25 protein-coding genes, 1 tRNA gene and 1 other annotated feature are annotated in these 24,053 nt (G+C 28.5%); of the genes, 20 read left to right on the forward strand and 6 right to left on the reverse strand.

What is annotated here, in order from left to right; genetic code table 11:
- The first annotated feature begins 3 nt into the window (after positions 1–3).
- From J418_RS0105085 to J418_RS0105125, 8 genes are all read left to right on the forward strand, one after another.
- Positions 4–77 (forward strand) — tRNA-Cys (locus J418_RS0105085).
- Positions 78–455: 378 nt separating this feature from the next.
- On the forward strand, positions 456–845 hold the full coding sequence (locus J418_RS0105090) for a hypothetical protein (protein WP_017894963.1): 390 nt from the start codon (positions 456–458) through the stop codon (positions 843–845).
- Positions 846–908: 63 nt separating this feature from the next.
- Positions 909–1,319 (forward strand): hypothetical protein, encoded by a 411-nt coding sequence (locus tag J418_RS0105095; RefSeq protein ID WP_017894964.1) that lies wholly within the window; start codon positions 909–911, stop codon positions 1,317–1,319.
- Between the two features lie 77 nt (positions 1,320–1,396).
- Complete coding sequence (locus J418_RS0105100; protein WP_017751192.1) at positions 1,397–1,603, forward strand: hypothetical protein; 207 nt, start codon at positions 1,397–1,399, stop codon at positions 1,601–1,603.
- A gap of 118 nt (positions 1,604–1,721) precedes the next feature.
- Complete coding sequence (locus J418_RS0105105; RefSeq protein ID WP_017751193.1) at positions 1,722–1,910, forward strand: hypothetical protein; 189 nt, start codon at positions 1,722–1,724, stop codon at positions 1,908–1,910.
- A 175-nt stretch (positions 1,911–2,085) separates the two neighbouring features.
- Positions 2,086–2,952, forward strand: coding sequence for a putative sporulation protein YtxC (ytxC, locus tag J418_RS0105110; RefSeq protein WP_017751194.1), 867 nt, complete (start codon positions 2,086–2,088; stop codon positions 2,950–2,952).
- 66 nt (positions 2,953–3,018) lie between these two features.
- Positions 3,019–3,274, forward strand: a binding site (T-box leader).
- A 66-nt stretch (positions 3,275–3,340) separates the two neighbouring features.
- Positions 3,341–5,257, forward strand: a complete 1,917-nt coding sequence (gene thrS / locus J418_RS0105120) for a threonine--tRNA ligase (RefSeq protein ID WP_017751196.1) — start codon at positions 3,341–3,343, stop codon at positions 5,255–5,257.
- Between the two features lie 142 nt (positions 5,258–5,399).
- Positions 5,400–6,326 (forward strand): methylenetetrahydrofolate reductase, encoded by a 927-nt coding sequence (locus J418_RS0105125; RefSeq protein ID WP_017894966.1) that lies wholly within the window; start codon positions 5,400–5,402, stop codon positions 6,324–6,326.
- A 156-nt stretch (positions 6,327–6,482) separates the two neighbouring features.
- Here J418_RS0105125 and J418_RS0105130 read toward each other — a convergent pair whose 3' ends face one another.
- Entirely contained in the window at positions 6,483–6,983 is a 501-nt protein-coding gene (locus tag J418_RS0105130) for an amidase domain-containing protein (protein WP_017751198.1), read from the reverse strand.
- Positions 6,984–7,058: 75 nt separating this feature from the next.
- Entirely contained in the window at positions 7,059–7,922 is an 864-nt protein-coding gene (locus J418_RS15455; protein ID WP_017894967.1) for a TerC/Alx family metal homeostasis membrane protein, read from the reverse strand.
- Positions 7,923–8,326: 404 nt separating this feature from the next.
- Between J418_RS15455 and J418_RS0105140 the strand changes: the two genes are divergently transcribed.
- Both J418_RS0105140 and J418_RS0105145 read left to right on the forward strand, forming a co-directional pair.
- Positions 8,327–9,463, forward strand: a complete 1,137-nt coding sequence (locus J418_RS0105140; protein ID WP_242822891.1) for a GGDEF domain-containing protein — start codon at positions 8,327–8,329, stop codon at positions 9,461–9,463.
- A gap of 61 nt (positions 9,464–9,524) precedes the next feature.
- Positions 9,525–12,764, forward strand: coding sequence for a DEAD/DEAH box helicase (locus tag J418_RS0105145; protein ID WP_017894968.1), 3,240 nt, complete (start codon positions 9,525–9,527; stop codon positions 12,762–12,764).
- Positions 12,765–12,812: 48 nt separating this feature from the next.
- Here the strand turns inward: J418_RS0105145 and J418_RS0105150 are convergent, their stop codons facing one another.
- Genes J418_RS0105150 through J418_RS0105165 form a run of 4 tightly spaced genes read right to left on the reverse strand, consistent with a single transcriptional unit; the run spans position 12,813 to position 15,367 of the window.
- Positions 12,813–13,457 carry an ABC-2 transporter permease gene (locus tag J418_RS0105150; protein WP_017894969.1) on the reverse strand — a complete coding sequence of 215 codons (645 nt, stop codon included), beginning with the start codon at positions 13,455–13,457 and terminating at the stop codon, positions 12,813–12,815.
- 18 nt (positions 13,458–13,475) lie between these two features.
- The gene (locus J418_RS0105155) at positions 13,476–14,114 is read right to left on the reverse strand and encodes an ABC-2 transporter permease (protein WP_017894970.1); all 639 of its coding nucleotides are present in this window, start codon (positions 14,112–14,114) and stop codon (positions 13,476–13,478) included.
- A gap of 3 nt (positions 14,115–14,117) precedes the next feature.
- On the reverse strand, positions 14,118–14,975 hold the full coding sequence (locus J418_RS0105160; RefSeq protein ID WP_017894971.1) for an ABC transporter ATP-binding protein: 858 nt from the start codon (positions 14,973–14,975) through the stop codon (positions 14,118–14,120).
- Between the two features lie 17 nt (positions 14,976–14,992).
- Complete coding sequence (locus J418_RS0105165) at positions 14,993–15,367, reverse strand: GntR family transcriptional regulator (protein WP_017894972.1); 375 nt, start codon at positions 15,365–15,367, stop codon at positions 14,993–14,995.
- A 153-nt stretch (positions 15,368–15,520) separates the two neighbouring features.
- On the opposite strand from J418_RS0105165, the gene nirJ1 reads away from it, so the two are divergent.
- From nirJ1 to J418_RS0105215, 10 genes are all read left to right on the forward strand, one after another.
- Positions 15,521–16,687: a putative heme d1 biosynthesis radical SAM protein NirJ1 gene (nirJ1, locus tag J418_RS0105170; protein WP_017894973.1), complete on the forward strand. Its 1,167-nt coding sequence runs from the start codon at positions 15,521–15,523 to the stop codon at positions 16,685–16,687.
- Positions 16,684–17,661, forward strand: a complete 978-nt coding sequence (gene nirJ2, locus J418_RS0105175; protein WP_017894974.1) for a putative heme d1 biosynthesis radical SAM protein NirJ2 — start codon at positions 16,684–16,686, stop codon at positions 17,659–17,661. The genes nirJ1 and nirJ2 overlap by 4 nt, the downstream gene beginning before the upstream one ends.
- A 21-nt stretch (positions 17,662–17,682) precedes the next feature.
- Complete coding sequence (ahbA, locus tag J418_RS0105180; RefSeq protein WP_017894975.1) at positions 17,683–18,138, forward strand: siroheme decarboxylase subunit alpha; 456 nt, start codon at positions 17,683–17,685, stop codon at positions 18,136–18,138.
- A 1-nt stretch (position 18,139) separates the two neighbouring features.
- Positions 18,140–18,604, forward strand: a complete 465-nt coding sequence (ahbB, locus tag J418_RS0105185; protein ID WP_017894976.1) for a siroheme decarboxylase subunit beta — start codon at positions 18,140–18,142, stop codon at positions 18,602–18,604.
- Positions 18,605–18,695: 91 nt separating this feature from the next.
- On the forward strand, positions 18,696–18,920 hold the full coding sequence (locus tag J418_RS0105190; RefSeq protein ID WP_017751210.1) for a hypothetical protein: 225 nt from the start codon (positions 18,696–18,698) through the stop codon (positions 18,918–18,920).
- The gene (locus tag J418_RS0105195) at positions 18,917–19,642 is read left to right on the forward strand and encodes a serine/threonine protein kinase (RefSeq protein ID WP_017751211.1); all 726 of its coding nucleotides are present in this window, start codon (positions 18,917–18,919) and stop codon (positions 19,640–19,642) included. Before J418_RS0105190 ends, J418_RS0105195 begins: the two co-directional genes overlap by 4 nt.
- A gap of 78 nt (positions 19,643–19,720) precedes the next feature.
- Positions 19,721–20,995 carry a 2-hydroxyacyl-CoA dehydratase subunit D gene (locus tag J418_RS0105200; protein WP_017751212.1) on the forward strand — a complete coding sequence of 425 codons (1,275 nt, stop codon included), beginning with the start codon at positions 19,721–19,723 and terminating at the stop codon, positions 20,993–20,995.
- Positions 20,992–22,677 carry an acyl-CoA dehydratase activase gene (locus J418_RS0105205; RefSeq protein WP_017894977.1) on the forward strand — a complete coding sequence of 562 codons (1,686 nt, stop codon included), beginning with the start codon at positions 20,992–20,994 and terminating at the stop codon, positions 22,675–22,677. Before J418_RS0105200 ends, J418_RS0105205 begins: the two co-directional genes overlap by 4 nt.
- A gap of 65 nt (positions 22,678–22,742) precedes the next feature.
- Positions 22,743–22,943: a DUF4177 domain-containing protein gene (locus tag J418_RS0105210; protein WP_017751214.1), complete on the forward strand. Its 201-nt coding sequence runs from the start codon at positions 22,743–22,745 to the stop codon at positions 22,941–22,943.
- 155 nt (positions 22,944–23,098) lie between these two features.
- Positions 23,099–23,734, forward strand: a complete 636-nt coding sequence (locus J418_RS0105215) for a flavodoxin family protein (protein WP_017751215.1) — start codon at positions 23,099–23,101, stop codon at positions 23,732–23,734.
- Positions 23,735–24,053: the final 319 nt, after the last annotated feature.

A 24,053-nucleotide genomic window follows, 5' to 3' on the forward strand; every position in this document is an offset into this window, starting at 1 on the left:
TATGGCGCTATAGCCAAGTGGTAAGGCAGAGGTCTGCAAAACCTTTATCCCCAGTTCAAATCTGGGTGGCGCCTCCAGAAAAGCTCTTGAAACTTTAACAGTTTCAAGAGCTTTTATATTTTGTAAATAATTATATGTTAAACTAAAATTAATGTGTTTACAAATAATTAATAAATATAACATTAAGTTGTAACAAAAACCACATATAATAATAATTATCCTAAGGAAATAACTTAGAGAAAATCAAAAATAATAGTTCCCCCTATTATAAACAGATAACAAAAACAAGTACTGTTGATACACAAGTGCTTGTTTTTTCTTATAATAAAAATCAATATTTATAGTTGATATACCAGATTTATAAGTTTATGTTAAATTGATGTTATATATATAATTTGAATTTATTGCGGAAAAGGATTACAATGAAAGTATATTAATAATAAGAGGGTGAACATATGAAAGGAGAAGTATATAATCTTGATGATATTATAAGAATTGAAAATGGTTCAAAGGTTTGGATAGAATCAAAATATAGAAAGTCTGATTTGTTCATTATAAACAAAAAAAATTATAATAATATTAACTTTATAATTGATAAATATTTATCAAAATGGCTTAATATTTGTTTAAATTATAAACAGTTAGAAACTAAGATAAATATGGGTGAAATAAAAATATATGAATGGTTATCCGATGATGAGTATTTAGTTAGAAATATAGAAAGATTGAGAAATAATATAGAAGTTGATTTGATCTTACAAAATAAAGATGAATTTATCAAAGAAACAGCAAAATATAATAAATTGATAAAAGAACTGGAAAAGAGAAAACTAATAAATTATTAAGCTGATACTATATGGTAAAAAAATCCAACAGATGCTATAATGTATTTAAAAGGGGTGTCTATTATGGATTTATCGTTTAAAAAATTGATCGAAATTATTAAAAATGATAAGTTCTCCAATAAAGATAAATGTTCCAATAAAGATGAGGACTGTCATGAAAAACAGATTTGTTTTGATAATTTTTATTATAATAAAAATAAAATCAAGACTTACAGTATAGACGAAATTAGAGCATATAAAGACTTGCTAGTAAAATACAATCAAAATATACTAAACAGGGCAAGAAAAAAATTATTTAAATTGTGTATGGCAATGGATATAATTTTTATATTTGTTAGTCTTGTTTTGAAGGTTCCCATAGTTATTTCAGTGGTAGTTGCCTTTACAATAATACTATATTTTGTAACTAATCGATATATGATAAGAGTGTTTAACATATGTAATGAAAAGAAAAGATTTCTAAATAGATCATAAACTATTTAATTAAATTCTGCATTAATTTTTAATTTTAAGAAAGAGAAAATCTGAATGATTATGCAGGTGGTTTTAATATGAAAAACTATGATTTACTCAGTGATTTTAGGGATTTTAGTGATAAAAAAGGACATTTTATTAAAGGATATGTTATGGATGAATGTTCAGCCAAACAATATATTGAAAAAGCTGAAAATTTAAAAAAAGAAAAATATATTAAACTAAATAAATATCATTATGATGGAATATCCTTGTATTTTGATGGATATATAATTTCAAAATAGTATATAATATAATTATTAAGATGATTAAGAGCTCGTAAGGGGCTCTTTTTAATTTTTAAAAATAAATTATAATTGACAATAATTATATTGAGATATTAAAATACTTGGAGGAATTTTTATGAATATAAAAGAAGTGGATCATATAACATCACTTAGAATAATGAACTTATACAGACCGGTGGGGAAGTTTATAAGTCAGGACGGAGGATTATGGATAGCCATAGATAATTGTACAGGAAAAGTAATTACAAGAGAATTTAGAAATAAAGAAGAATGTATACTATTTTTAAATAAAGATAAAAGATAATTTTTAGATTTTATATTAACATACCTTCCATAACAATTATGTACAATTTTTAAATTCCTAAATATAATATTTATAGAAGCTAATCTATAAGAAATAAGTTTGTCGAAATTTGACAAATAAATTTTGAATATGATTTTTCTTTCAACACATACTATTTTGGAAGGGAGTGTAGAGAATGCCACTATTAAATCTAATTTATAATAATGAAAGAGAGGATATAATAAATGGAATAAAATCTTTAAAACAATATTTCAAACAAAAAAATATAAATATAGGTGTATCTGAAAGTTTGGAGTCTGGTACTCACTTCCTAAAGATATATAGTGATTGTGAACTGAATAAAAGGCTAGTTAATATATTTAATATACAGATAGCTAATATAGTATATGGAATAATAGTAAAGGAATTTTATAAAAAAGAAATAGATTTATTCTTACAGGAGAATTATTTTTTCCTTCAAAATGATGAGATGGATAATATAAAAAATGAAAGTTATAATTTACTTATGGGGGATATATCCATTATAGATGAAAATTCTATTTACTGTATAAATAAAAAAAATAATATATTGGAAGAAATAATAGATTGCATGAGAGAATCTAATAATATAAATATTGAAGGATTTATATCATTTAGAATGAAAAATACTTTAAGTGACTTAAAAAATATAATTGATAAAGTAGTAGAAAAATATATGGTAGAAAAAGAATACGATGATTTTATAAAACTTTTAAAATATTTTGTGGAAATTCAGGAAAGCAAAATAGAATATATGGATATAGTTATAGAAGATAATGGAGATTATATTGTCAGAAATGAGCAGGGAATAGATATAACCAATAAGTTGTTTAATGAATTGACAGAGTTTAAAACAGATAAGGATGTTAGTTCAGAAGATTTACTTATAAGTGTTCTTATAACTAATTCTCCACAGAATATATGTATACATTCAGTAGAAAATTGTAGAAATAGTGAGATTATAGATACCATACAGAAAGTTTTTACTGACAGGGTAAAGTTTTATAACAGCTGCAATGTTTAAAAATAAGTAATATTTTATAATTAGTTATTGACATATGTATGTTTGAATAATAAAATAATAGAATAAACCAAGGCAATGAAAAGGAAAAGTAGGTAAAATATTGTTTCAAGAGATAAAAACTTGTTAGCTGAGAGGTTTTTTAAGCAATATTTATTGAAAAACCACCTTTGAGTCAAATGCTGAATTTATATATTATATTTTTTAGTAAGCATTTTCGTAAATCTGCGTTAAAGATATAGAGATGGCAATAGTATTTTTTATTATAATTTGAGTTTTGTAGCTATTGTTAATTTGGGTGGAAACACGGCAACTCGTCCCATGGTTATGGGAGGGGTTTTTTTACTTGGAGTTAGTAGTTCTAGTTACTTTATAGGAGGAGGAAAAAGAAATGATAAAAATATTTTTAAAAGATGGAAAAACAATTGAAGTTGAGAAGGGATCCAAGGTAGCGGAAATAGCTTCTAAACTGAGCATATCTTTAGGAAAAAAAGCTTTAGGAGCTAAATTAAATGGAAAAGTTGTAGAGCTGATGCAGGCAGTGGACGAAGAATGTAAACTGGAAATATTGACATTTGAAGATGATGAAGGCAAGAAGATATTAAGACATACTGCATCTCATATACTTGCGCAAGCAGTAAAAAGATTGTATCCAGATGTAAAATTGGCTATAGGACCGTCTATAGATAATGGATTCTATTATGATTTGGATGCAGAGTTCTCATTTACTCCAGAACTTCTTGAAAAAATTGAAGCTGAGATGAAAAAAATAGTTAAGGAAAATGAGAAATTGGAAAGATTTGAGCTGCCAAGAGATGAAGCAATAAAATTGATGAAGGAAAAGGATGAGCCATATAAAGTAAAATTAATCGAAGATTTACCAGAAGATGAGGTTATATCTTTTTATAAACAAGGTGATTTTATTGATCTCTGTGCAGGGCCACATTTACCATCAACAGGCAAGGTAAAAGCATTCAAACTTCTTTCTATTGCAGGAGCATATTGGCGTGGAAATGAAAAAAATAAAATGCTTCAGAGAATATATGGAACTGCATTTGAAAAGAAAAAGGATCTTGAAGATTACCTGAATATGATGGAAGAAGCTAAAAAGAGAGATCATAGAAAATTAGGGAAACAATTGGATTTGTTCAGTATTCATGAGGAAGGACCTGGATTCCCATTTTTCCATCCAAAGGGAATGATAATAAGAAACACTCTTCAACAGTACTGGAGAGAAGTCCATAGAAAAGCTGGTTATGATGAAATAATGACTCCAATTATATTAAATGAGAAACTTTGGCATGAATCAGGTCATTGGGATCACTATAAAGATAATATGTATTTCACAAAAATAGATGATGAAGATTATGCCATCAAGCCAATGAATTGCCCTGGCTCAATACTTGTTTATAAAAACAAGATACATTCATATAGGGACTTTCCTATAAGATATGGTGAAATGGGAATTGTACACAGACATGAAAAATCTGGAGCTCTTCACGGACTTATGAGGGTTAGATGTTTTACTCAGGATGATGCACATATTTTTGTAACTAAAGATATGATTAAAGATGAACTTCTTAAAGTAATAAAACTTATAGATAATTTCTACAGGGTATTTGGATTTGAATATTTTGTTGAATTATCTACAAGACCTGATGATTCCATGGGAAGTGATGAAGATTGGAATGCTGCAACTGAAGGATTGAAATCTGCATTGGAAGCTGCAGGGCTTTCTTACAAGGTAAATGAGGGGGATGGAGCTTTCTATGGACCTAAAATAGATTTCCATTTGAGGGATTCTATAGGAAGAACATGGCAATGCGGAACTGTTCAATTGGATTTTCAGATGCCTGAGAGATTTGACTTGACTTATATAGGATCAGATGGAGAAAAACACAGACCAGTTATGCTGCACAGAGTTGTATTTGGATCTATAGAAAGATTTATAGGAATTTTAATAGAAAACTATGCTGGAGCATTCCCGGTTTGGCTTGCACCAGTACAAGTTGAAGTAATGAATATAACTGATTCACATTTGGATTATGTAAGTAATTTAGTAGACAAATTAAAAGAGAATGATATTAGAGTGGAGTCCGACTTAAGAAATGAAAAGATAGGATATAAGATAAGAGAAGCTCAAATGCAGAAGGTTCCATATATGATTGTAATAGGAGATAAGGAAGTAAATGAAGGAAATATCTCAGTTAGAAGTAGAAAAGATGGAGATTTAGGAACATTTGCAATTGATGATTTTATTTCTAAAGTAAAGGAAGAAATAGATACCAAGGCAAAAGATATTATGTAAATGGAAAATTACCTGATAATTATTAAGCACTTAAACATGAAATATAATAGCAGAATTAGTAGAGGCATTTATTGGTGAAAAAATTTTTGTTATATAGTATAATTTATTATAAATATCAAACTATTTTTTAAGGAGATAATGAATGCTTAAAGATAAAATATTGAATAGAGAAACTGGAATAATAACATATGCAATAACACCGCCAAAATTAAACAATTTACATCAAAAAATTGTAGAAATTTCTCAAAAACAGGTAGAGCGGATAAAGAACATTGATGTAGATGGCCTAATTATTTATGATATTCAAGATGAAATTGACAGACAGAAAGAAAAGAGGCCATTTCCTTTTATTGAAACATTGGATCCAGCTTTGTATAATGAGGAGTATTTAAAGAATTTAACTGTTCCTAAAATTATATACAGATGTGTAGGAAAATATGATGAAAATCAGTTTTCAAAATGGATAAAATCTGATAAAGATAGCGATAGATTTTCTGTATTTGTTGGAGCATCTTCTAGTAAACAGGAAGTTAAGTTGAAATTATCTGAAGCATATAGAATAAGTGAACAATTAAATCCAAATTTAATTTTAGGTGGAGTTGTAATACCTGAAAGACATGTGACCCATAAAGATGAACATATAAGGATAATCAATAAAGTAGGTAAAGGATGTAAATTTTTTGTCTCGCAGGTAATATATAATCTGGAAAATTCCAAGAATTTTTTATCGGATTATTATTATTACTGTAAAAATAATAATATTGAGATGAAACCTATAATATTTACTATTACGCCTTGTGGATCTAAAAAAACATTGCAATTCATGAAATGGCTTGGAATAAATGTCCCAAAGTGGATGGAAAATGATCTTATGAATTCACAGGATATATTGCATAAATCAGTATCTTTATCAGAGAATATTGTTGAAGAATTATTGGATTTTGCATTGGAGAAGGATATACCAGTTGGATTTAATATTGAAAGTTTGTCAATTAGAAAAGTTGAAATTGAAGCTTCAATAAAATTGGTTAAAGATATAAAATCAATAATTGAAAAGAGATTAAAATAGATATAAATATTTTGTATTATTATATAAAAAGCACTTTTGGAGTGAATCCATAGTGCTTTTTATGTTTATTTGGTTGAACTTACAGATAGAGTTTTTAATAGAGCATAGGATTTGTTTCCATCTCTAATTTCACTAAAATAAGGTTAAAATTACTTTTTAAAGATGTATTTTTAAAAAATGCATTTTAACTGACCAATCTTTTTTATAGGGTATATTTAATACATTTGGGGTATGTTGGGAAACTAAAGGATAGTTTTCATAGTATGATGTTATAATTGCCGAATGCTGCATTCTTCCATTTGCATTTTGATAGAATATTATATCTCCAGGTTCCATCATGGATATGGAATTCACTTCTGTGCCTTTAATACCATATAGTTTATCCTTATCGTTAATTTTGAGATACCAGTAAAGGGAGCCGGCAGTAGACCAAGATACAGACCAGCTCCTATTATTGTACCACCACTGATTTCTCCCTGAAGTTACGATTGGTGCACCCCCAGCTCTTAAGCATTGAGATATAAAGTTTGTACAATCTCCTCCATTAGTACTATACACTAAAAAATATTTATAATTTGGATTTGGTTCCAAGGCATATTTAAAGGCATAATTTACAGCGTTAACCCTAGAATAAGATGTACTATTTATATAATTCACATAAGTACTCCATAAAATTGCTTATGATATAATCTATGTTCATATGTTTTATAAAGTTACATTATTATTTTATATCTATTCAGCTATGTCTTCGCAAGTTTTTGAATTAACAGGTGATTTTTTGTTCTTGCTTAGAATAATGGATACAAAAATGCTTGTTAAAAGTATGGAGAATATAATTGCCAAAGACGTTATTACTGAAACATTTATATGGAAGAAAGTAATGGAAAGTTTAATACCTGTAAATATTAATATACATGCAACTCCATATTTAACATATGCAAAATTATTATGAAGTTTTTCAAGTAAAAAATACATATTTCTAAGACCTAATATTGCAAATATATTAGAAGTATACACTATAAATGGATCTGTAGTTATTGAAAATACAGCAGGTATTGAATCTATGGCAAAAATTATATCAGAAGCCTCTATAAGTATTAATATTGCAAATAGAGGTGTAGCATATAGTATTTTATTTTTCCTGATAAAAAATTTTTCTCCCTCGATCTTATCGGAAACAGGGATTATCTTCTCCAATAATCCAATTACCCGGCTATTTTTAAAATTAACTACTACATCATTTTTAAATATCATTTTGATTCCACTTATTATAAGTATTATGCCAAATATATATAGCATCCAGTGAAATTGATTGATGATAGTAACACCTAAGATTATGAATATAAACCTGAGAATTATTGCGCCTATAATTCCATAAGTAAGTATTCTTTTTTGATATTGAGGATTTACAGCAAAACATTCAAATATTATGAGAAACAGGAATAGATTGTCCAAACTAAGGCTTTGCTCTATAACGTATCCACCTAAAAAAGCTAAGGCTTTTTCATGCCCCATGAATATATAAATCCCAGCATTAAATATAAGTGCCATTCCTATCCAGAATCCTAGATGTATTAAAGATTTTTTTGTAGACATAAAGTTACCCTCCTAAATTTAATAATTATTAAAAAATAAGACTTTTATCATAATTCTATTTTATATGTGAATTATGATAAAAGTCTTATTACCCGAAGGTTTACAAAACCAGATTTAGATATTCTAAATCGAACTGTTGACTTTGTAATTTTAATTACTCCCTTTTAATATTCAATATTATATTTTATGTTAAATATATTAGCATAGGTTTAAAGAAATATCAAGCTAAAAATATCACATATCACATAAAAATAAATCATATAACAAGTTAATCAATATCACTTAATTCGTAACCAATAAGGCAATATGTATTTTAAATGGAAAATTAATGATAAGGGCACATTATTTGTGTTAATATTAATATTGGAGTTGTTTTATACTAAAAAACATGTTATATGGAGCTGATGTATTTGTATTTGGAATTAAAGATTGCCAATAATATTATTGCAATTATAATATCATTTATTTTTTTATTTATTATAAAGAATATATTTTTAGATGAAATAGAGCGTAGAGGTAAACTATATATTAACATGTTTAAGATAAATATAATTTGTTTAATATTACAAACATTTGCATGTGTTATAGAAGGGCAAGATTTCAATGGGATTATACTTGTATCCGAAATATTGGATATGGCTATATTTATTTTACAACCAATAAATGGATTTTTGTGGTATCTATTTATAAAATCATGGGTAGATAAAAATAGAAAATTTATAAATAAGATATTTTTATTTTTGCCGATTATTATAAATAGTGTTTTTGTGATTACTAATCCTTATTCAAAATTTATGTTTAATATTAATTCACAAAATGTATATACTAGAGGACCTTTTATTTTTATAACTTTAATAAGTACATGTATTTTTTTGTTGTATAGTTTTTTATTTTCATGTAAAAATAAGTACAAAATAGATAAAAATGAATTTTTGATAATAGTATTATTTATTATCAGTATATTTTTGGGGACAGTTATTCAGTTGATATTTAAACTTATTGTATCTTTAAGTGTAAATTCTTATATACTTATTGTTGTGTATATGTTTTATCAAAATAAAATGCTTCAGACAGATTCTCTCACAGGAGCTTATAACAGGGAAAAGCTTATTGTTAAAATTAATAGAATAATAACTGGGAATTATAAACAAAAATTTTGTGTTGTTTTCATAGATCTTGATAATTTTAAATATATAAATGATAATTGGGGACATAATGAAGGAGATACAGCATTAATAATTGTAGTGAATTTAATAAAAGTTGTTTTAAATAAAGATGACTTTATAACAAGATATGGAGGAGATGAGTTCGTTATATTTTTAAATGTAGAAAACAGAGAGGAAATTAAAAACATTATAAGCAGAATTCTACAATTGTTTGATAAATATAATAGAAAAAATATCAAGTCATATAAATTAACTTTTAGTTATGGTTATAAATTGTATGATTCTAGTAGTCCTCTGCATTTTAATGAATACATAAATGATGTGGATAATCTTATGTATAAAACTAAGCAGGCTAGAAAGTCCATGAATTTATAGAAAATTTTAAGCTTATTATATATAATGGTAAGTAAAAATACTTAACTATTAAGGTGATATAATGGATAGAGATAAATTGCTTCAAATATTTAATGAACAAATAAGTGGTAAAAACCATGTTAAGGCAATGAGAATTATAAATAATGATTTGATTTCATCTGTAAATATTGAAAACGAAGATAATCTTATTTATATAAAAGGCAATGTTATTTCAGAGAGTCTTTTTAATCAGTATGAAACGCAAATTGAAATAGATGCTGTAAATAAAGAGATAGTTTCAACTTATTGCAGCTGCCCGGATTATGAAAACAATGAATTTAGAAGTGAGAATTATTGTTGTAAGCATTTGGTAGCTACATTTTATGAGTCTGTAGATGATATCCTAAAAAATTCTCTGTTTAATGATGACAAGGAAGAAGATATTTTCCAATCTAAAAATAATGTTGATACTCTGTCTATGCTTTTAGGTGATGAAAAACATAAAGAAGAAATAAAAATAGAAATTTATGTGAATAGGAATCAATGGGACAATAAAATTTCTGCTGAGTTTAGGATAGGGCTTAGTAGCATGAATTCAAATGAACTATATGTTCTCAAGAATTTAAAACAGTTTTTGATGGCACTTTACAATAATGTACCAATAAACTATGGAAAAAAATTTACTTTTAATATGAGCAACAACAAGTTAAGCATAAAAGACAAGGTTCTTATAGATTTTATTCAAATGGTAAGTAGTTTAGAAGAAAGTCATACATATAGAAGTAAGATAAAAAAGTCAAATATAGATGGAAAATATGTACATATACCAGATTATCTTGTAAGAGAATTTTTTGAAGTTGTAAAAGATCATAGAGTTTATCTTGATGAGGGATTTTTATATAGATGTATTGAAACTGAAATACTGGAAAAGTATCCACCTATAGAGTTTGATTTAAGAATGTCCAAGGGAAATTATATTCTCAAACTGGAAAATGGTCCCCCTGTTCCACTGAGTTCACGAAACAATGTGTTTTTTTATGGATCAACTATATATATTCCAGATGCTGAATACTGTACTAGAATAAATCCTTATCTTACGGTTTTCAATGGTGTTAGATCTGTTGCGTTACCGGCATCTAAAGAGGAGTTTATACTTAGAAATTTAATTCCTCAGCTTAATTTATTGTCTGATAGTGTGGCTATTTCAAGACCCATAAAAAACAAGATAGTTAATGAAAAATGTGAATTTAATTTTTATTTTGATGAGAAACGAAAACATATTATACTTACAACTAAAGTTAAATATGGATCTTTTGAATTTAATATATTTGAGGATTGCAGGGAAAAAATCATATATAGAGATTCTAAAAGAGAATTGGAGATTTTAGGATTGCTAAGGTCTCTTGGATTTGAACGTATGGGTAATGAATTTCGCCTAATGTGGGGTGATGATTATGTATTTAGATTTTTCAAAAGTGAAATAGAAAAACTTCAAAATGTAGGGGGAGTTTTTTATTCCGAGAATTTCAAAGGAATCAGATCCATTAATTCTAAAAATATTAGTGGAAATATTCAAAAAGGAAAGTATGATTATCTTGAAATGAAGTTTAAGCTTGGAGATATCCCGGAAGATGAAACAACAGCTATACTTCAAGCTTTTAGAGATAATCTTAAATATTACAAATTAAAAAGTGGAGAATATCTTGACCTGGAGGAATTGGAACTTAAAAAGTTTTTAAAACTTTTAGATGTAGTTTCACCTAAGAAAATTAATGAGAATTATATTCAAATACCTAAAAACAAGGGAATATATCTGGATGAATATATAGAACAGAACAATATAAGATATATTAAAGGAAAGTCGGAACTTAAAAAAATAAGAGATAAGTTAAAAAATATAGATACCATTGAATTTAAGGAACCTGATAATTTAGGAGAAAAATTGAGAGATTATCAAAAGACAGGATATAATTGGTTTAAAATGCTGGATTATTTGGGATTTGGCGGTATACTTGGAGATGAAATGGGACTTGGAAAAACCTTTCAGGCAATTGCATTTTTGATTTCCAATCCAAACAGCAAATCATTGATTGTAGTTCCTACATCTCTAGTATATAATTGGATTCATGAATTTGAAAAATTTGCTCCACATATGAAAGCTGCTGCAGTTAATGGGACCAAAAAAGAACGTAAAGAACTTATTGATAATATAGATAAATGGGATGTTGTTATAACTACATATAATCTTTTAAAAAGAGATATTACAATGTATAGAGAAATAGACTTTGATTATTGTATTTTAGATGAGGCCCAATATATAAAAAATCCTCATTCTCAAAATGCTGAAAGTGTTAAAAAGATAAGAGCAAAAACAAGGTTTGCCCTGTCTGGTACGCCAATAGAAAATTCTGTAATGGAATTGTGGTCCATATTCGATTTTATAATGCCTGGATATCTGTATGATGAAAAGAGATTTAGTGTGAGGTATTATAAGAGATTTAAGGAAGAACCTGTAGTAATTGAGGACCTTAATAGACTTATAAAGCCATTTGTTTTAAGAAGAAAAAAGAAGGATGTTATAAAAGAACTTCCTCAAAAAATAGAGAAGACAATTATGGTGAATATGGATAAAAAGCAGAAAAAGGTTTATGGTACTTATGCAAAACATGCATTGGCACTTATTGAAAAGAAAGTAGAAGATGATGAATTTAAAAGTAGCAAAATTGAAATACTGGCATATATTACAAAACTAAGGCAGTTATGTCTTGACCCTTCAATAGTAATGGATAATTATACAGGTAATAGTGCGAAGATAGAGGCATTAATGGAGCTTTTAGTTCAGAGTATAGATGAAGGACATAAAATATTGGTATTCTCCCAGTTTACTTCTGTACTTAAAAATATTGCAGGGAAAATAGCTGCAGAGAGTATAGATTATAGCTATTTGGATGGATCTGTACCTTCAAGGAGCAGGATGAAAATAGTAGAAGATTTTAATAATGGAAATAATCCGGTATTTTTGATAAGTTTGAAGGCGGGAGGAACAGGGCTTAATCTAACATCTGCGGATGTAGTAATACACTTTGATCCCTGGTGGAACCCTGCTGTAGAAGAACAGGCTACAGACAGAGCACATAGAATAGGTCAGAAACATGTTGTAGAAGTTATAAAACTTGTAGCAAAAGGCACTATTGAGGAAAAAATAATACAACTTCAAAGAGAAAAAAAGAAACTCATAGATAGTTTGATAGGAGATGGACTTTCGGGAGATTCAGGAATTACAGCTTTATCAGAAGAAGAAATAGTAAACTTGTTCAAATAAATTGCAGAAATAAGCAAGGGTAAGTCCCTTGCTTGAAAAACAATTCTTTTATAAATCTTTATTTTTATAGATATTACATGAAAGTGAAAATGATATTATAAATACAATAAAACATATCAATATTATGATAGAGTTTAGTATAATCTGAGGCATATTGTTTAAATTAATTACAATAAACTCATAATTAATATATTTATGAAGTATCCCATCTAGTGATGATAGTAAAAAAAACACACCAAATATTAATATCAAGGGTATAAATCTTGCTTTTAGATATCCGTATTTAAAGTATAGTGGAAAGTTTATACAATTAAGAATCAAAGAAAGTACAAAAGTTATAAATATATTTTCAATATTCATGGATATTGGAAGATTGGTAGTCCCTAAAAATTTTATAATATTTACCAGCAAAAACATAGTGATTATGCCTATTAAAGTAAATAAAAATATGGATATATACTTTGCTGAAACTATGTGTATTCTTTTTATGGGAAGGCTGTTCAAAAGTATTTCAGCTTTTTCATCATATAAAATAGCATTTGTTATAAATACAAAAGTAATCAGGATTGGAAGAAAAGTGTATATGCTAGCACCAAGATTCCTGAAGTTTAGGAGTATTGGCAGGGAACATATGATTCCTGTAATAAAACTTTTTTTCTGTATCAATATATCCTTTAAAATAAGATTTGCCATTATTAAGACCTCTTTTCCTTATAAATCTTTGTTCTTATAGATATTGCAGGAGAGTGTAGTTGATACTAGAAATACAATACAGCACAATAATAGTATGATAGATTTCATTATAGTTTCAGGAATACTGTTTAAATAAATATACATATATTGAACTTTCTCTCCAGATATCTTTGGTAATGATATAAATATAAAAAATATAGAAACAAGTAATACTATTGTTATATATCTTGTTGTAAAATAACCATATTTAAAATATATAGGCAGTAATATACAAACTAGAAATATGGTTATTATTAAACTTACCAGTATGCTTTCGATATTTATAACATTTGGTAAATATAGTATGCCTATATATTTTACTAAAATAGCAATTAAAGATAAGATTATTATATTTGTAATTACAAATATAAATGTTGATAAATATCTTGATATTACTATGGTTACTTTATTTACAGGAAGACTATTTAACATAATTTCAATTTTTTCATCCTTATAAAAACTGGTAGCTACAAATGCATATACTGTAAACACCGCTATAAATGGATAAATTCCCTCAAGATGCCTTTTAGAAGTAATTAGTAACAGAAATGAAAGTATAATAACTAAAATAAAACTTTTCTTCTGTATTAATATATCTTTTAAGATGAGATTTACCATTCTTTATTCCCCTTTCACTGTATATACCATTATGTCATCAAGGCTGGCTCTTTCAATTACAACTCTATCTCTGAAAAAGTTTTTAACTTCCTCTGAATTGGTTGTAAGAGCTTCAAATCCAAATGAATTTTCACGTATTCCTATGAATTTATCTTTAATGTTATTATTTAGAAGTTCCTTGTCTCCCTTTACTATTCTGTAATTTTCAAGTATGCTGTCTTTTGTATCTGAAAATACGATTTTCCCTGAATTTAAAAATGTAATATAGTCTGCTATTTTTTCCAAATCTGTAGTAATATGAGTGGAAAATAGTATGGACTTATTTTCATCTTGAATTATAGAATAGAGTATATCCAGCATTTCACTTCTGAATACTGGATCAAGACCTGAAGTAGGCTCATCCATTATTATAAATTCTGCATTATGGGAGAGTGCAATTGCCAGAGAGTATTTCATCTTCATTCCTTTTGAAAGCTGCTTTATTTTTTTCTTCTTTGGAAGAGCAAATTTATCCATATATTTATCGAAAAGTCTATTATCCCAATCCTTATAAAAACGTGATATTATATTTTTCATACTTACTGTAGTTAAATCCTCATAAAAATAGTTCTCATCATATACAAAACCTATTCTCTGTTTTATTTGTTTCTCATATTTTATATTTTCAAGTCCAAAAACTTTTACAGATCCGGAACTTTTCTTTATAAGATTCATTATAAGTTTTATAGTGGTACTTTTCCCCGCACCATTTGGACCAATAAGACCCATTATATAGCCTTTAGATAAATTGAAATTTATATTGTCCAAAGTGAATCCCTTATAAATTTTAGTTAAATTTTTAATCTCCAAAATATTGTCCATGAATTTTCCTCCCCAATTTACATATTGTCATATAGAATATCCAGCATTTCTTTTAATTCTGATTTTGTAAGTCCAATAATCTTACTTTCTTCTATAGCCTCCATTAGTTTGTCTTCAATTGATTTCATCTTTTTTTCTTTTAAAAGTTCTTTGTTTTGTGATGATACATAAGAACCTTTTCCAGGTACAGTTTCAATAAAACCTTCTCTCTCCAGCTCTTCATAAGCCCTTTTGGTAGTTATTACACTTATCTTTAGTTCTTTTGCAAGATTCCTTATAGAAGGCAGAAGTTCTCCTGCAGAAATAGTTCCTCTTACTATATTGTCTTTCACCTGGTTTGTAATTTGTTCATATATAGGATCCCTGGATATATTTGAAATAATTATGTTCATAATTGTTACTCCTTTTGAAGTATATACTGTATATATTAGAATATATACAGTATATACAATATGAGGTTAAGTGTCAATAGATGGATTTGACCTTATGTATATTAATTAATATAATAGAAAAAATAATAAATATTGGAAAGGAGATATGTACAAGTGATAAGTATGAGCAAACTCCTTTGTGATTCTCATAATTATGGTGACAATCTTAGATATATAAAAGGAAGTTCTATTGAAAAATATGGAGTTAGCAGGGGGAAAGGTCCTGTAGTTGTATGGAACTGTACGAAAACCTGTAATTTAAAGTGCAGGCATTGCTATGCAAATGCAGATGATAGAAGATATGAAGGAGAGCTGACATTCGATGAATCAAGGCAGTTTATTGATGACTTAAGTGATTTTAATGTGCCGGTAATATTATTTTCTGGTGGTGAACCTCTTATGAGAAGAAATTTTTTCGATATACTGGAATATGCAGATAAAAAGCATATCAGAAGTACCATATCTACCAACGGAACGCTTCTTGACAGGGATGTATGCAAAACACTGAAAAAGCTGAATGTTGGATACGTAGGGGTGAGCCTTGATGGAATAGGAGAAAACCACGATAAATTCAGAGGAATAAAAGGCTCATTTGACAGTGCATTGACTGGAATAAGGAATTGCAGGTCATCAGGCCAAAAGGTTGGTCTAAGATTTACCATAAATAAAAACAACTATAGGGAACTGGAGGATATTTTCTATTTGATAAAAGAGGAGAATATACCTAGAGTATGTTTTTATCATCTGGTATATTCAGGCAGAGGGAACAGAATGATGGATGAAGACATTACAAAAGAAGAAACTCGAGAGGTTATGGACCTTATTATGAGAAAATCACTTGAATTTGGCAAGAATACGGAAATACTTACTGTTGATAATCATGCAGATGGAGTATATACATATTTGAAGTCATTAAAATTATTCCAAAATAGGTCAGAGCATATACTAAATCTTTTAAAAGTAAATGGAGGGAATAGGTGTGGTATGGCATTTGCTGATGTGGATTTCTATGGAAATGTGCATTCAGATCAATTTACATGGCAGTATAATTTTGGAAATATACGAGAAAATAAATTTAGTGATATATGGAAAAGCAGTTCTCACAAAATACTAAAAGGACTTCGGGATAGGAAAGGGCTTCTCAAGGGAAGATGCAGTAAATGCAGATGGCTTGATCTGTGCAATGGAAATTTTAGAACAAGAGCTGAAGCGGTATATGGGGACTTCTGGCAGGAGGATCCTGCCTGCTATCTTACAGATGAGGAGATAATGAGATTATGATAGTATCATGGAACACTACAAATAAGTGCAATTTAAAATGTAGTCACTGCTATAGAAATTCCGGAAGAAAACTTGAAGGGGAACTTGATACACTTGAGGCAAAATTGCTTATAGATCAGATTGTAAAAGCAGGATTTAAAATAATGATATTTTCTGGTGGTGAACCACTTATGAGGGAAGATATATTCGAACTTGTAAATTATGCATCACAATCCGGACTCAGACCTGTACTTGGCAGTAATGGTACGTTAATTTCCATGCATACCGCAGAAAGATTGAAACAATCAGGTATTGCAGCAGTAGGAATAAGTCTTGACAGTTTGGACTCAAAAAAACACGACAATTTCAGAGGGTATAATGGAGCATTTGAGGACACTGTTTCTGCCATGAAAAACTGTAAAAAGGCAGGTATAAGGTTTCAAGTACATACTACGGTTATGGAGTGGAATAAAGACGAGATAATGGATATTACTGACTTTGCAGTATCTATAGGTGCAGCAGCACATCATATATTTTTCATGATACCTACAGGAAGAGCAAATAATATGGAAGATGAGCTTTTGAATACAAAGGAATATGACATTCTTTTAAAATCAATAATGAAAAAACAGCAGCAGGTTCATATAGAATTGAAACCTACCTGTGCGCCTCAATTTGTTCCAATCGCTGAAAATATGGGTATGAATATAAGATTCAAAAGAGGCTGCTTAGCAGGTATAAAATATTGCATAATAAGCCCGAAAGGGGATGTGCAATCTTGTGCGTATTTAACGGACATTGCAGGAAATGTACGCAGAACACCATTTAATGAAATATGGAAGAACAGCAGATTGTTTAATGTTTTAAGGACTGAAATATATACTGGGAAATGCGGTATATGCAAACATAAGAAGATATGTGGCGGATGTAGGGCAAGAGCATCATATTACAGCAATGGAAATTATATGGAGTCAGATGGATTATGTAAAATTTAAATATTTATACGGAGGATATTTATGGATGATATAGATGAAAAATTGCTTAATTTAATACAGGATGAAATTCCAATTGATAGAAGACCATTTCAGATATTGAGCAAGAAATTGTACATTGATGAAGTAGAAGTAATTGAAAGGATAAACAAACTGAAAGAGGAAGGAATAATACGGAGAATAGGTGGTATTTTCAACTCAAAAAAGCTTGGATATACAAGTACTCTTTGTGCTGCAAGAGTACCTTATTACAGGATAGATGAAGTTGCTGAATATATAAATGGATATGATGAAGTAACACATAATTATATAAGAGAAGGATTATATAATATGTGGTTTACAATTATAACCTATTCTGAAGAAAAATTAAACAATATATTAAAAGATATAAGGACAAATGCTGGTTTGAAGGAAATAATGAACTTGCCTGCAACTAATTTGTTTAAAATAAAAGTAGATCTCAATATGGAGGAAAATTAAAATGCTTGACAAACTTGATAAAAAAATAATATGCAGGCTCCAGAACTCAATTCCAGTAAGCTCCAGACCATATAAGGATATAGCTGATGAGCTGGGTATAGGTGAAGATGAGCTTTTAGACAAAATAAAATACTATAATGAGACTGGAATACTTAAGAGAATAGGAGCTGTGTTATATCATAGAAGGGCGGGATTTAAGGCCAATGCCATGGTAGTTTGGAATGTGGATAAAAAGGATATGGATACAATTGGAAGATATATGGCGTCCATCCCAGAAATAAGTCACTGCTGCAGCAGAAAAAAGTTTGGAGAGTGGAAATATGAATTATATACAATGGTACATGCAAAGAGTAGGGAGAAGTGTAGTACAATCATTAAAAATATAGCTAATAATACAGAAATTGAGGATTACAGAGTACTGTATAGTATAAGAGAATTAAAAAAAACAAGTGTAAAATATTTTTAAAGAATAGTCTAAATATTTGATATATTGTTAATTGTATGCTATTATTAATATACCATAAAAATGATAAAAAACAGTTTTGGAGGATGATATTATGAGCTTTTTTTCAAGATCATCAAAAGGGCGTCATAGGGAAGATGTAAACAGAGGTAGTAAATACTATAAAAGACAAGGATTTTTTAGCCGCTTATTTAGAATGCTCGGTTCATTTTCTAATTCAAGAAGTAAATATAACAGTGGACACTATTATAATTCACGAAAGAATTATTATTCTAATAAAAGATATCACAGAAAAAATTATAAAAGTTCATGGTCATGATTGCATTTTTTAAAAGCAATATACACCCACCAGGATATTTGCTTGGTGGGTATAGAATTATAAAATTTATAGGTGAAGGACGATTTGGGATATGTTATCTTGTTGAATTAAATGGAAGTAGATATGTGTTAAAACAAATTAAAGCCAAGGCTGTAAAAAAATACAAAAACAAGGTTATATTTGAAGAACAGATACTTTCAACAGTTAATCATTCACTAATTCCAAGAATAGTCGATACAATAAAAAATAATAATACATTTGCCTATATTCTAGAATATAAAAAAGGAAAGACTATAGAGGAAATGATTTTCAGAGATATGTATAAATTCAATCGTAATGAAATTTATACTATAGGAATACAGTTAATAGACATAATGAAGTATTTGCATAAAAGATATATAGTACACAGGGATATAAGAATACCGAATGTTATTCTTAATAAAAGGAATGTTTATCTTATAGATTTTGGGCTCGCAAGATTTGTTGATAATGAAAAATATATATTTTCTGACGACTTTTTATATTTTGGGCACTTTCTTCTTCATTTATACTATTCTTCATTTGTGAAAATTAGCAAGAGATCAAAACCATGGTATAAGGAATTAAAACTTTCCTGTAAAGAAATGAATTTATTAAAAAGATTATTAGGTATAAATATTGTATATGAAAGTATTTATGAGTTAGAAAGTGATTTTTTAGGGTTGAAATTAGGATGGATTTGAGGGAAAATTAAATCTGTCCTAATTATTTTATTGCATAAAAATTCTTGAATTTAAATACAGACTATAGAGGTAAAAAAGATGAATTTGGTTAAATCATATGGAAAATGTATAAAAAAAAATATAGACAATCCTACCAAGGCAATTAATTTGATAAAAAGGGGATTTTCTCTTGCAAAGTTTTTAGCTTCAACTTTTAAAAATAAAGAACTTCCACCTTCATTGAATTATTTGAATAAGATTTCTTTGGATTTTATGCTTGAACCTATTAAACATCCTGATAATTCAGCATTTGTTACAATATTTTCACCAGTTGAAATTCTCCATGCAATGGGTATAAAACCGCTTTTAATTGAGGGATTTTCATCATTTCTTTCGGGAACCTATTGTGAAGATATATTTATAGATCATGCTGAAAAATGTGGTATTTCAGATACATTATGTAATTATCACAAAGCATTTGTAGGGGCCGTGGAATCAGGAATAGCCCCCAAGGCGAAATTTTCCATAACTTCTTCAATGATATGTGATGGAAATCTAAATACATGCAGATATATATCGGACAAGTATAAAGCACCTTATTATTATCTCGATGTACCTTATGAGTACAATGAGTATACTGAAAAATACGTAGAGGATCAGCTCTATGAAATAGTGGAGTTTATTGAGGATGTAACGAAATTAAAGTTTAACGAAGAAAAATTAAAGGAAGTTATAAAAATTGAAAATGATACTAAAAAATATATGCGCAGTTTTTATAAAAATTTGAGATCTAAGTATTTTCCCAATACTCTTACTCTGGAAATGTTCAAATTATTTGCTTCACATTTAGGAATAGGAAAAATAGAAACCCTGAACTTTTATAAAATGCAATCTGAGGATATAAAAAAATACTCTAGTTATAAGGGAAAGAGAATTTTATGGAGTAACATAATGCCTTTTTATAGTGAAACTTTAAAGGAGTATTTGAATTTAAATAGAAATTGTCAGCTTCTGGTTTGTGATTACAACTTCGATAACTTGGATGAAATGGACTATAATCATCCTTATGAAGCTCTTGCAAAAAAATTCCTTAAAAATAGATTAAATGGTTCTTTTGAAGGTAAAATAAAAAATGTTGTTAGTATGGCAGAAGATTTTAATGCAGATGGAGTTATAAATTTTTGTTCCTTCGGATGCAAACAGTGCAGTGGTGGAACGATGATTTTAAAGGATGTACTTAAGAAAAAGAATATCCCATATTTATCTATTGATGGAGATGGGGTTGATAGACGTAATGCACATGAAGGACAAATAAAGACAAGGATGGAAGCATTCATGGAAATACTGGAAAAGAAATCGGAGGTGGAAAGATGATAGGTTATGTTTGTAAATATACTCCTTTTCATATAATAAAGGCATTTGGAGAAGAAGTTGTTAGAATAGATCCAAATGTTAAAGGATTTGATAGAGCAGACACTTTGATGCACCCCAGTATATGTACATATGCAAAAGCAGTACTTGAAGAGTGTATGAATTCAGATATTCATAATGTAATTCTTGTAAACTGCTGTGATAGTATAAAAAGATTATATGATGTACTTAGGGAAAGTTCTTATTTTAAATTTGTACATCTCATAGATGTACCTAGAAAAAGAAATAGAGCTTCAAGCTTGTTGATGAAAAATGAGATTATAAAACTTATAAATGCAATAGAAGAGTTTACAGGTAAAAAATTTGACAGTGATAAGTTTATAGATATAGTCAATTCGGAACATGTTATAAAAAATCACAAGCAGTCAAATATAAATATTGCAGTCATAGGATCACGAGTAAAAAATTCTATTATCAGGCAAATTGAAGATGCAGGCGGTTCTGTAAATTATAATCTTACTTGTACGGGGAATTTTACAAGAACTACTACACTTTTTAAAGATGAGGACTTCCTTTTAAGTTATTCATCATTTTTATTAAATTCATTTCCATGCATGAGAATGGTAGATAACAGTGACAGGATTAAAGTTATAAATGAAAATTTATCCAATATAGATGGAATAGTTTATCATACAACTAAATTTTGTGATGTTTATTCTTTTGAATATGCAAAGCTTAAAAATATAATTTCCATACCAATGTTGAAGATAGAAACTGATTATACAGAAGAAGGTAGTGGCCAAATGAAGACTAGAATAGAAGCTTTTATTGAAACCATTAAAACAAAGCATAATGGTAGTGAGGATATACAGGAATCAAGAATAATAAAAAATGAAAGTTCCAACAATGATGTTTTAGTTGCAGGTATAGATAGTGGTTCTACTTCTACAAATGTAGTAGTAATGAACGAAAAAAGAAAAATAGTATCTTATTCTATAGTAAGAACTGGAGCTAAAAGTAAAAATGGTGCAGAAAATGCAATGAAGGAAGCTTTGAACAAAATAGGGATTACAATTGGCATGCTTTCTAAAATAATATCTACAGGATATGGACGTGTAAGTATTCCTTTTGCAGATAAAGAAATAACTGAAATTACGTGCCATGGTAAAGCAGCTTATTTTTTGAACAATTCTGTCAGAACTATAATTGATATAGGTGGTCAGGATAGTAAAGCCATAAAGCTGGATGATAGAGGAAATGTAGTTGATTTTGCCATGAATGATAAATGTGCTGCAGGCACTGGAAGGTTTCTTGAAATGATGAGTCGAACTCTTGAAGTTCCATTGAACGAAATGGGAAAGAAATCTCTGAGCTGGAAAGAAGATATAGATATAACAAGTATGTGTACTGTATTTGCAGAATCAGAAGTTGTTTCACTTGTTGCACAAAATAAGGAAATATCAGATATAATTCATGGACTAAACAAATCAGTTGCAACCAAGACGGTATCTCTTGTAAATAGAGTAGGCAAGAAAGAAAATTATATGATGACTGGAGGAGTTGCAAAAAATATAGGCGTTGTAAAATGCTTGGAAGAGAAATTGCAGAAAGGTATATTTATACCTGATGAACCACAGATAGTGGGAGCTTTAGGGGCAGCTCTTATTGCACTGGATAATGTATAATAATTGGCTATCTTTATCATAATATTATTGAATATATTATATATAAGAAAGTGAGTTTATACATCATGAAATGGGAATATAAAGTATTTACACTTGAACACTTTTATAGCTTAAATAAAAGTTTAGATGTAGAAGAAACACTAAATAATTATGGAAAAAATGGTTGGGAGCTTGTAGGTGTTTTACAGAAACACAATCCAACGCTTGGAGTTTCCTGTAAACTGGATAGTGATTCGATAGTATTTAAGAGACAAGTTGGACAATGAACCTTTAAAAGACTATAAATCAACTTATATTTTAAACAAAGCAGTGTTGTAAACATTACCTTCTGCAAACTTATAGTTACTGAAAAGTGCGTACTTGTATTGTATATTAAAGTATTTTATATTTTAATTATACATATTGATAAGGAGTGAAATATATGAAGGTTATAGCGTTTAATGGAAGTCCTAATAAGAGTGGAAACACATATTATGCCATAAGAACTGTATTTGATGAACTCGAAAAACATGGAATAGAAACTGAAATTGTTCATCTTGGAAATAAAGCAATTAGAGGATGTATAGGATGTAATCAGTGTGCAAAAAACAAAAATGAGAAATGTGTGCTTCCTGAAGATGGGGTTAATGAATGTATACAGAAGATAAAAGAAGCAGATGGTATAATACTTGCTTCCCCTACATATTATTCAGGAATTTCTGGAACAATGAAGTCCTTTCTGGACAGATTTTTTTATGCAACAGATTCTAATGGGGGGATGCTTAGACATAAGGTTGGTGCATCGGTTGTTGCTGTAAGACGTGCAGGAGGAATACCTGTTTTCAATCAACTAAATAATTATATAAATTATGCTGAAATGTTGATGCCGTCTTCAAATTACTGGAATGTTATAAGTGGTACAGTACCAGGAGATGCATTAAAAGACGAAGAAGGTATGCAGATCATGAGAGTGCTTGGTAAAAATATGGCATGGCTTATGAAACTAGTTGAAAATGGAAAAGATAATATTCCAGAACCAGAAAGAGAAGAGAAAATATATACTAATTTTATTCGTTAGTTTAATAAAAGGTACTGTTTCAAAACATATTTTGAGACAGTACCTTTTATTTACCACATTTATTGTATAAGTCCTAAAAAGTAAATTATATAGGGTTGAATTATTTATGTTCATATTGTAAAATTAACAATACTTGCTTATGAAATTGCATGGATGTTGGTATATGTTATAATATAAATAGTGTTATTTTTTTAACTTAGTACTCCATTATGAGTATAAATTGCCAACAAAATAATAAAAATTATTAAACAGTATTTATTATTTTGCTAATATATATTACAATGTATCATATAATTAAAAGATTGCATTCTAGGACTTT

Origin of the sequence: Clostridium tyrobutyricum DSM 2637 = ATCC 25755 = JCM 11008, assembly GCF_000359585.1 — a bacterium.
Lineage (GTDB): Bacteria > Bacillota > Clostridia > Clostridiales > Clostridiaceae > Clostridium_B > Clostridium_B tyrobutyricum.

Coding starts and splice junctions, on each gene's coding strand:
- J418_RS0105090 (WP_017894963.1), top strand. CDS start 456: ATGAAAGGAGAAGTATATAATCTTGATGATATTATAAGAATTGAAAAT.
- J418_RS0105095 (WP_017894964.1), top strand. CDS start 909: ATGGATTTATCGTTTAAAAAATTGATCGAAATTATTAAAAATGATAAG.
- J418_RS0105100 (WP_017751192.1), top strand. CDS start 1,397: ATGAAAAACTATGATTTACTCAGTGATTTTAGGGATTTTAGTGATAAA.
- J418_RS0105105 (WP_017751193.1), top strand. CDS start 1,722: ATGAATATAAAAGAAGTGGATCATATAACATCACTTAGAATAATGAAC.
- ytxC (WP_017751194.1), top strand. CDS start 2,086: ATGCCACTATTAAATCTAATTTATAATAATGAAAGAGAGGATATAATA.
- thrS (WP_017751196.1), top strand. CDS start 3,341: ATGATAAAAATATTTTTAAAAGATGGAAAAACAATTGAAGTTGAGAAG.
- J418_RS0105125 (WP_017894966.1), top strand. CDS start 5,400: ATGCTTAAAGATAAAATATTGAATAGAGAAACTGGAATAATAACATAT.
- J418_RS15455 (WP_017894967.1), bottom strand. CDS start 7,922: ATGTCTACAAAAAAATCTTTAATACATCTAGGATTCTGGATAGGAATG.
- J418_RS0105140 (WP_242822891.1), top strand. CDS start 8,327: ATGTATTTGTATTTGGAATTAAAGATTGCCAATAATATTATTGCAATT.
- J418_RS0105145 (WP_017894968.1), top strand. CDS start 9,525: ATGGATAGAGATAAATTGCTTCAAATATTTAATGAACAAATAAGTGGT.
- J418_RS0105150 (WP_017894969.1), bottom strand. CDS start 13,457: ATGGCAAATCTTATTTTAAAGGATATATTGATACAGAAAAAAAGTTTT.
- J418_RS0105155 (WP_017894970.1), bottom strand. CDS start 14,114: ATGGTAAATCTCATCTTAAAAGATATATTAATACAGAAGAAAAGTTTT.
- J418_RS0105160 (WP_017894971.1), bottom strand. CDS start 14,975: ATGGACAATATTTTGGAGATTAAAAATTTAACTAAAATTTATAAGGGA.
- J418_RS0105165 (WP_017894972.1), bottom strand. CDS start 15,367: ATGAACATAATTATTTCAAATATATCCAGGGATCCTATATATGAACAA.
- nirJ2 (WP_017894974.1), top strand. CDS start 16,684: ATGATAGTATCATGGAACACTACAAATAAGTGCAATTTAAAATGTAGT.
- ahbA (WP_017894975.1), top strand. CDS start 17,683: ATGGATGATATAGATGAAAAATTGCTTAATTTAATACAGGATGAAATT.
- ahbB (WP_017894976.1), top strand. CDS start 18,140: ATGCTTGACAAACTTGATAAAAAAATAATATGCAGGCTCCAGAACTCA.
- J418_RS0105190 (WP_017751210.1), top strand. CDS start 18,696: ATGAGCTTTTTTTCAAGATCATCAAAAGGGCGTCATAGGGAAGATGTA.
- J418_RS0105195 (WP_017751211.1), top strand. CDS start 18,917: ATGATTGCATTTTTTAAAAGCAATATACACCCACCAGGATATTTGCTT.
- J418_RS0105200 (WP_017751212.1), top strand. CDS start 19,721: ATGAATTTGGTTAAATCATATGGAAAATGTATAAAAAAAAATATAGAC.
- J418_RS0105205 (WP_017894977.1), top strand. CDS start 20,992: ATGATAGGTTATGTTTGTAAATATACTCCTTTTCATATAATAAAGGCA.
- J418_RS0105210 (WP_017751214.1), top strand. CDS start 22,743: ATGAAATGGGAATATAAAGTATTTACACTTGAACACTTTTATAGCTTA.
- J418_RS0105215 (WP_017751215.1), top strand. CDS start 23,099: ATGAAGGTTATAGCGTTTAATGGAAGTCCTAATAAGAGTGGAAACACA.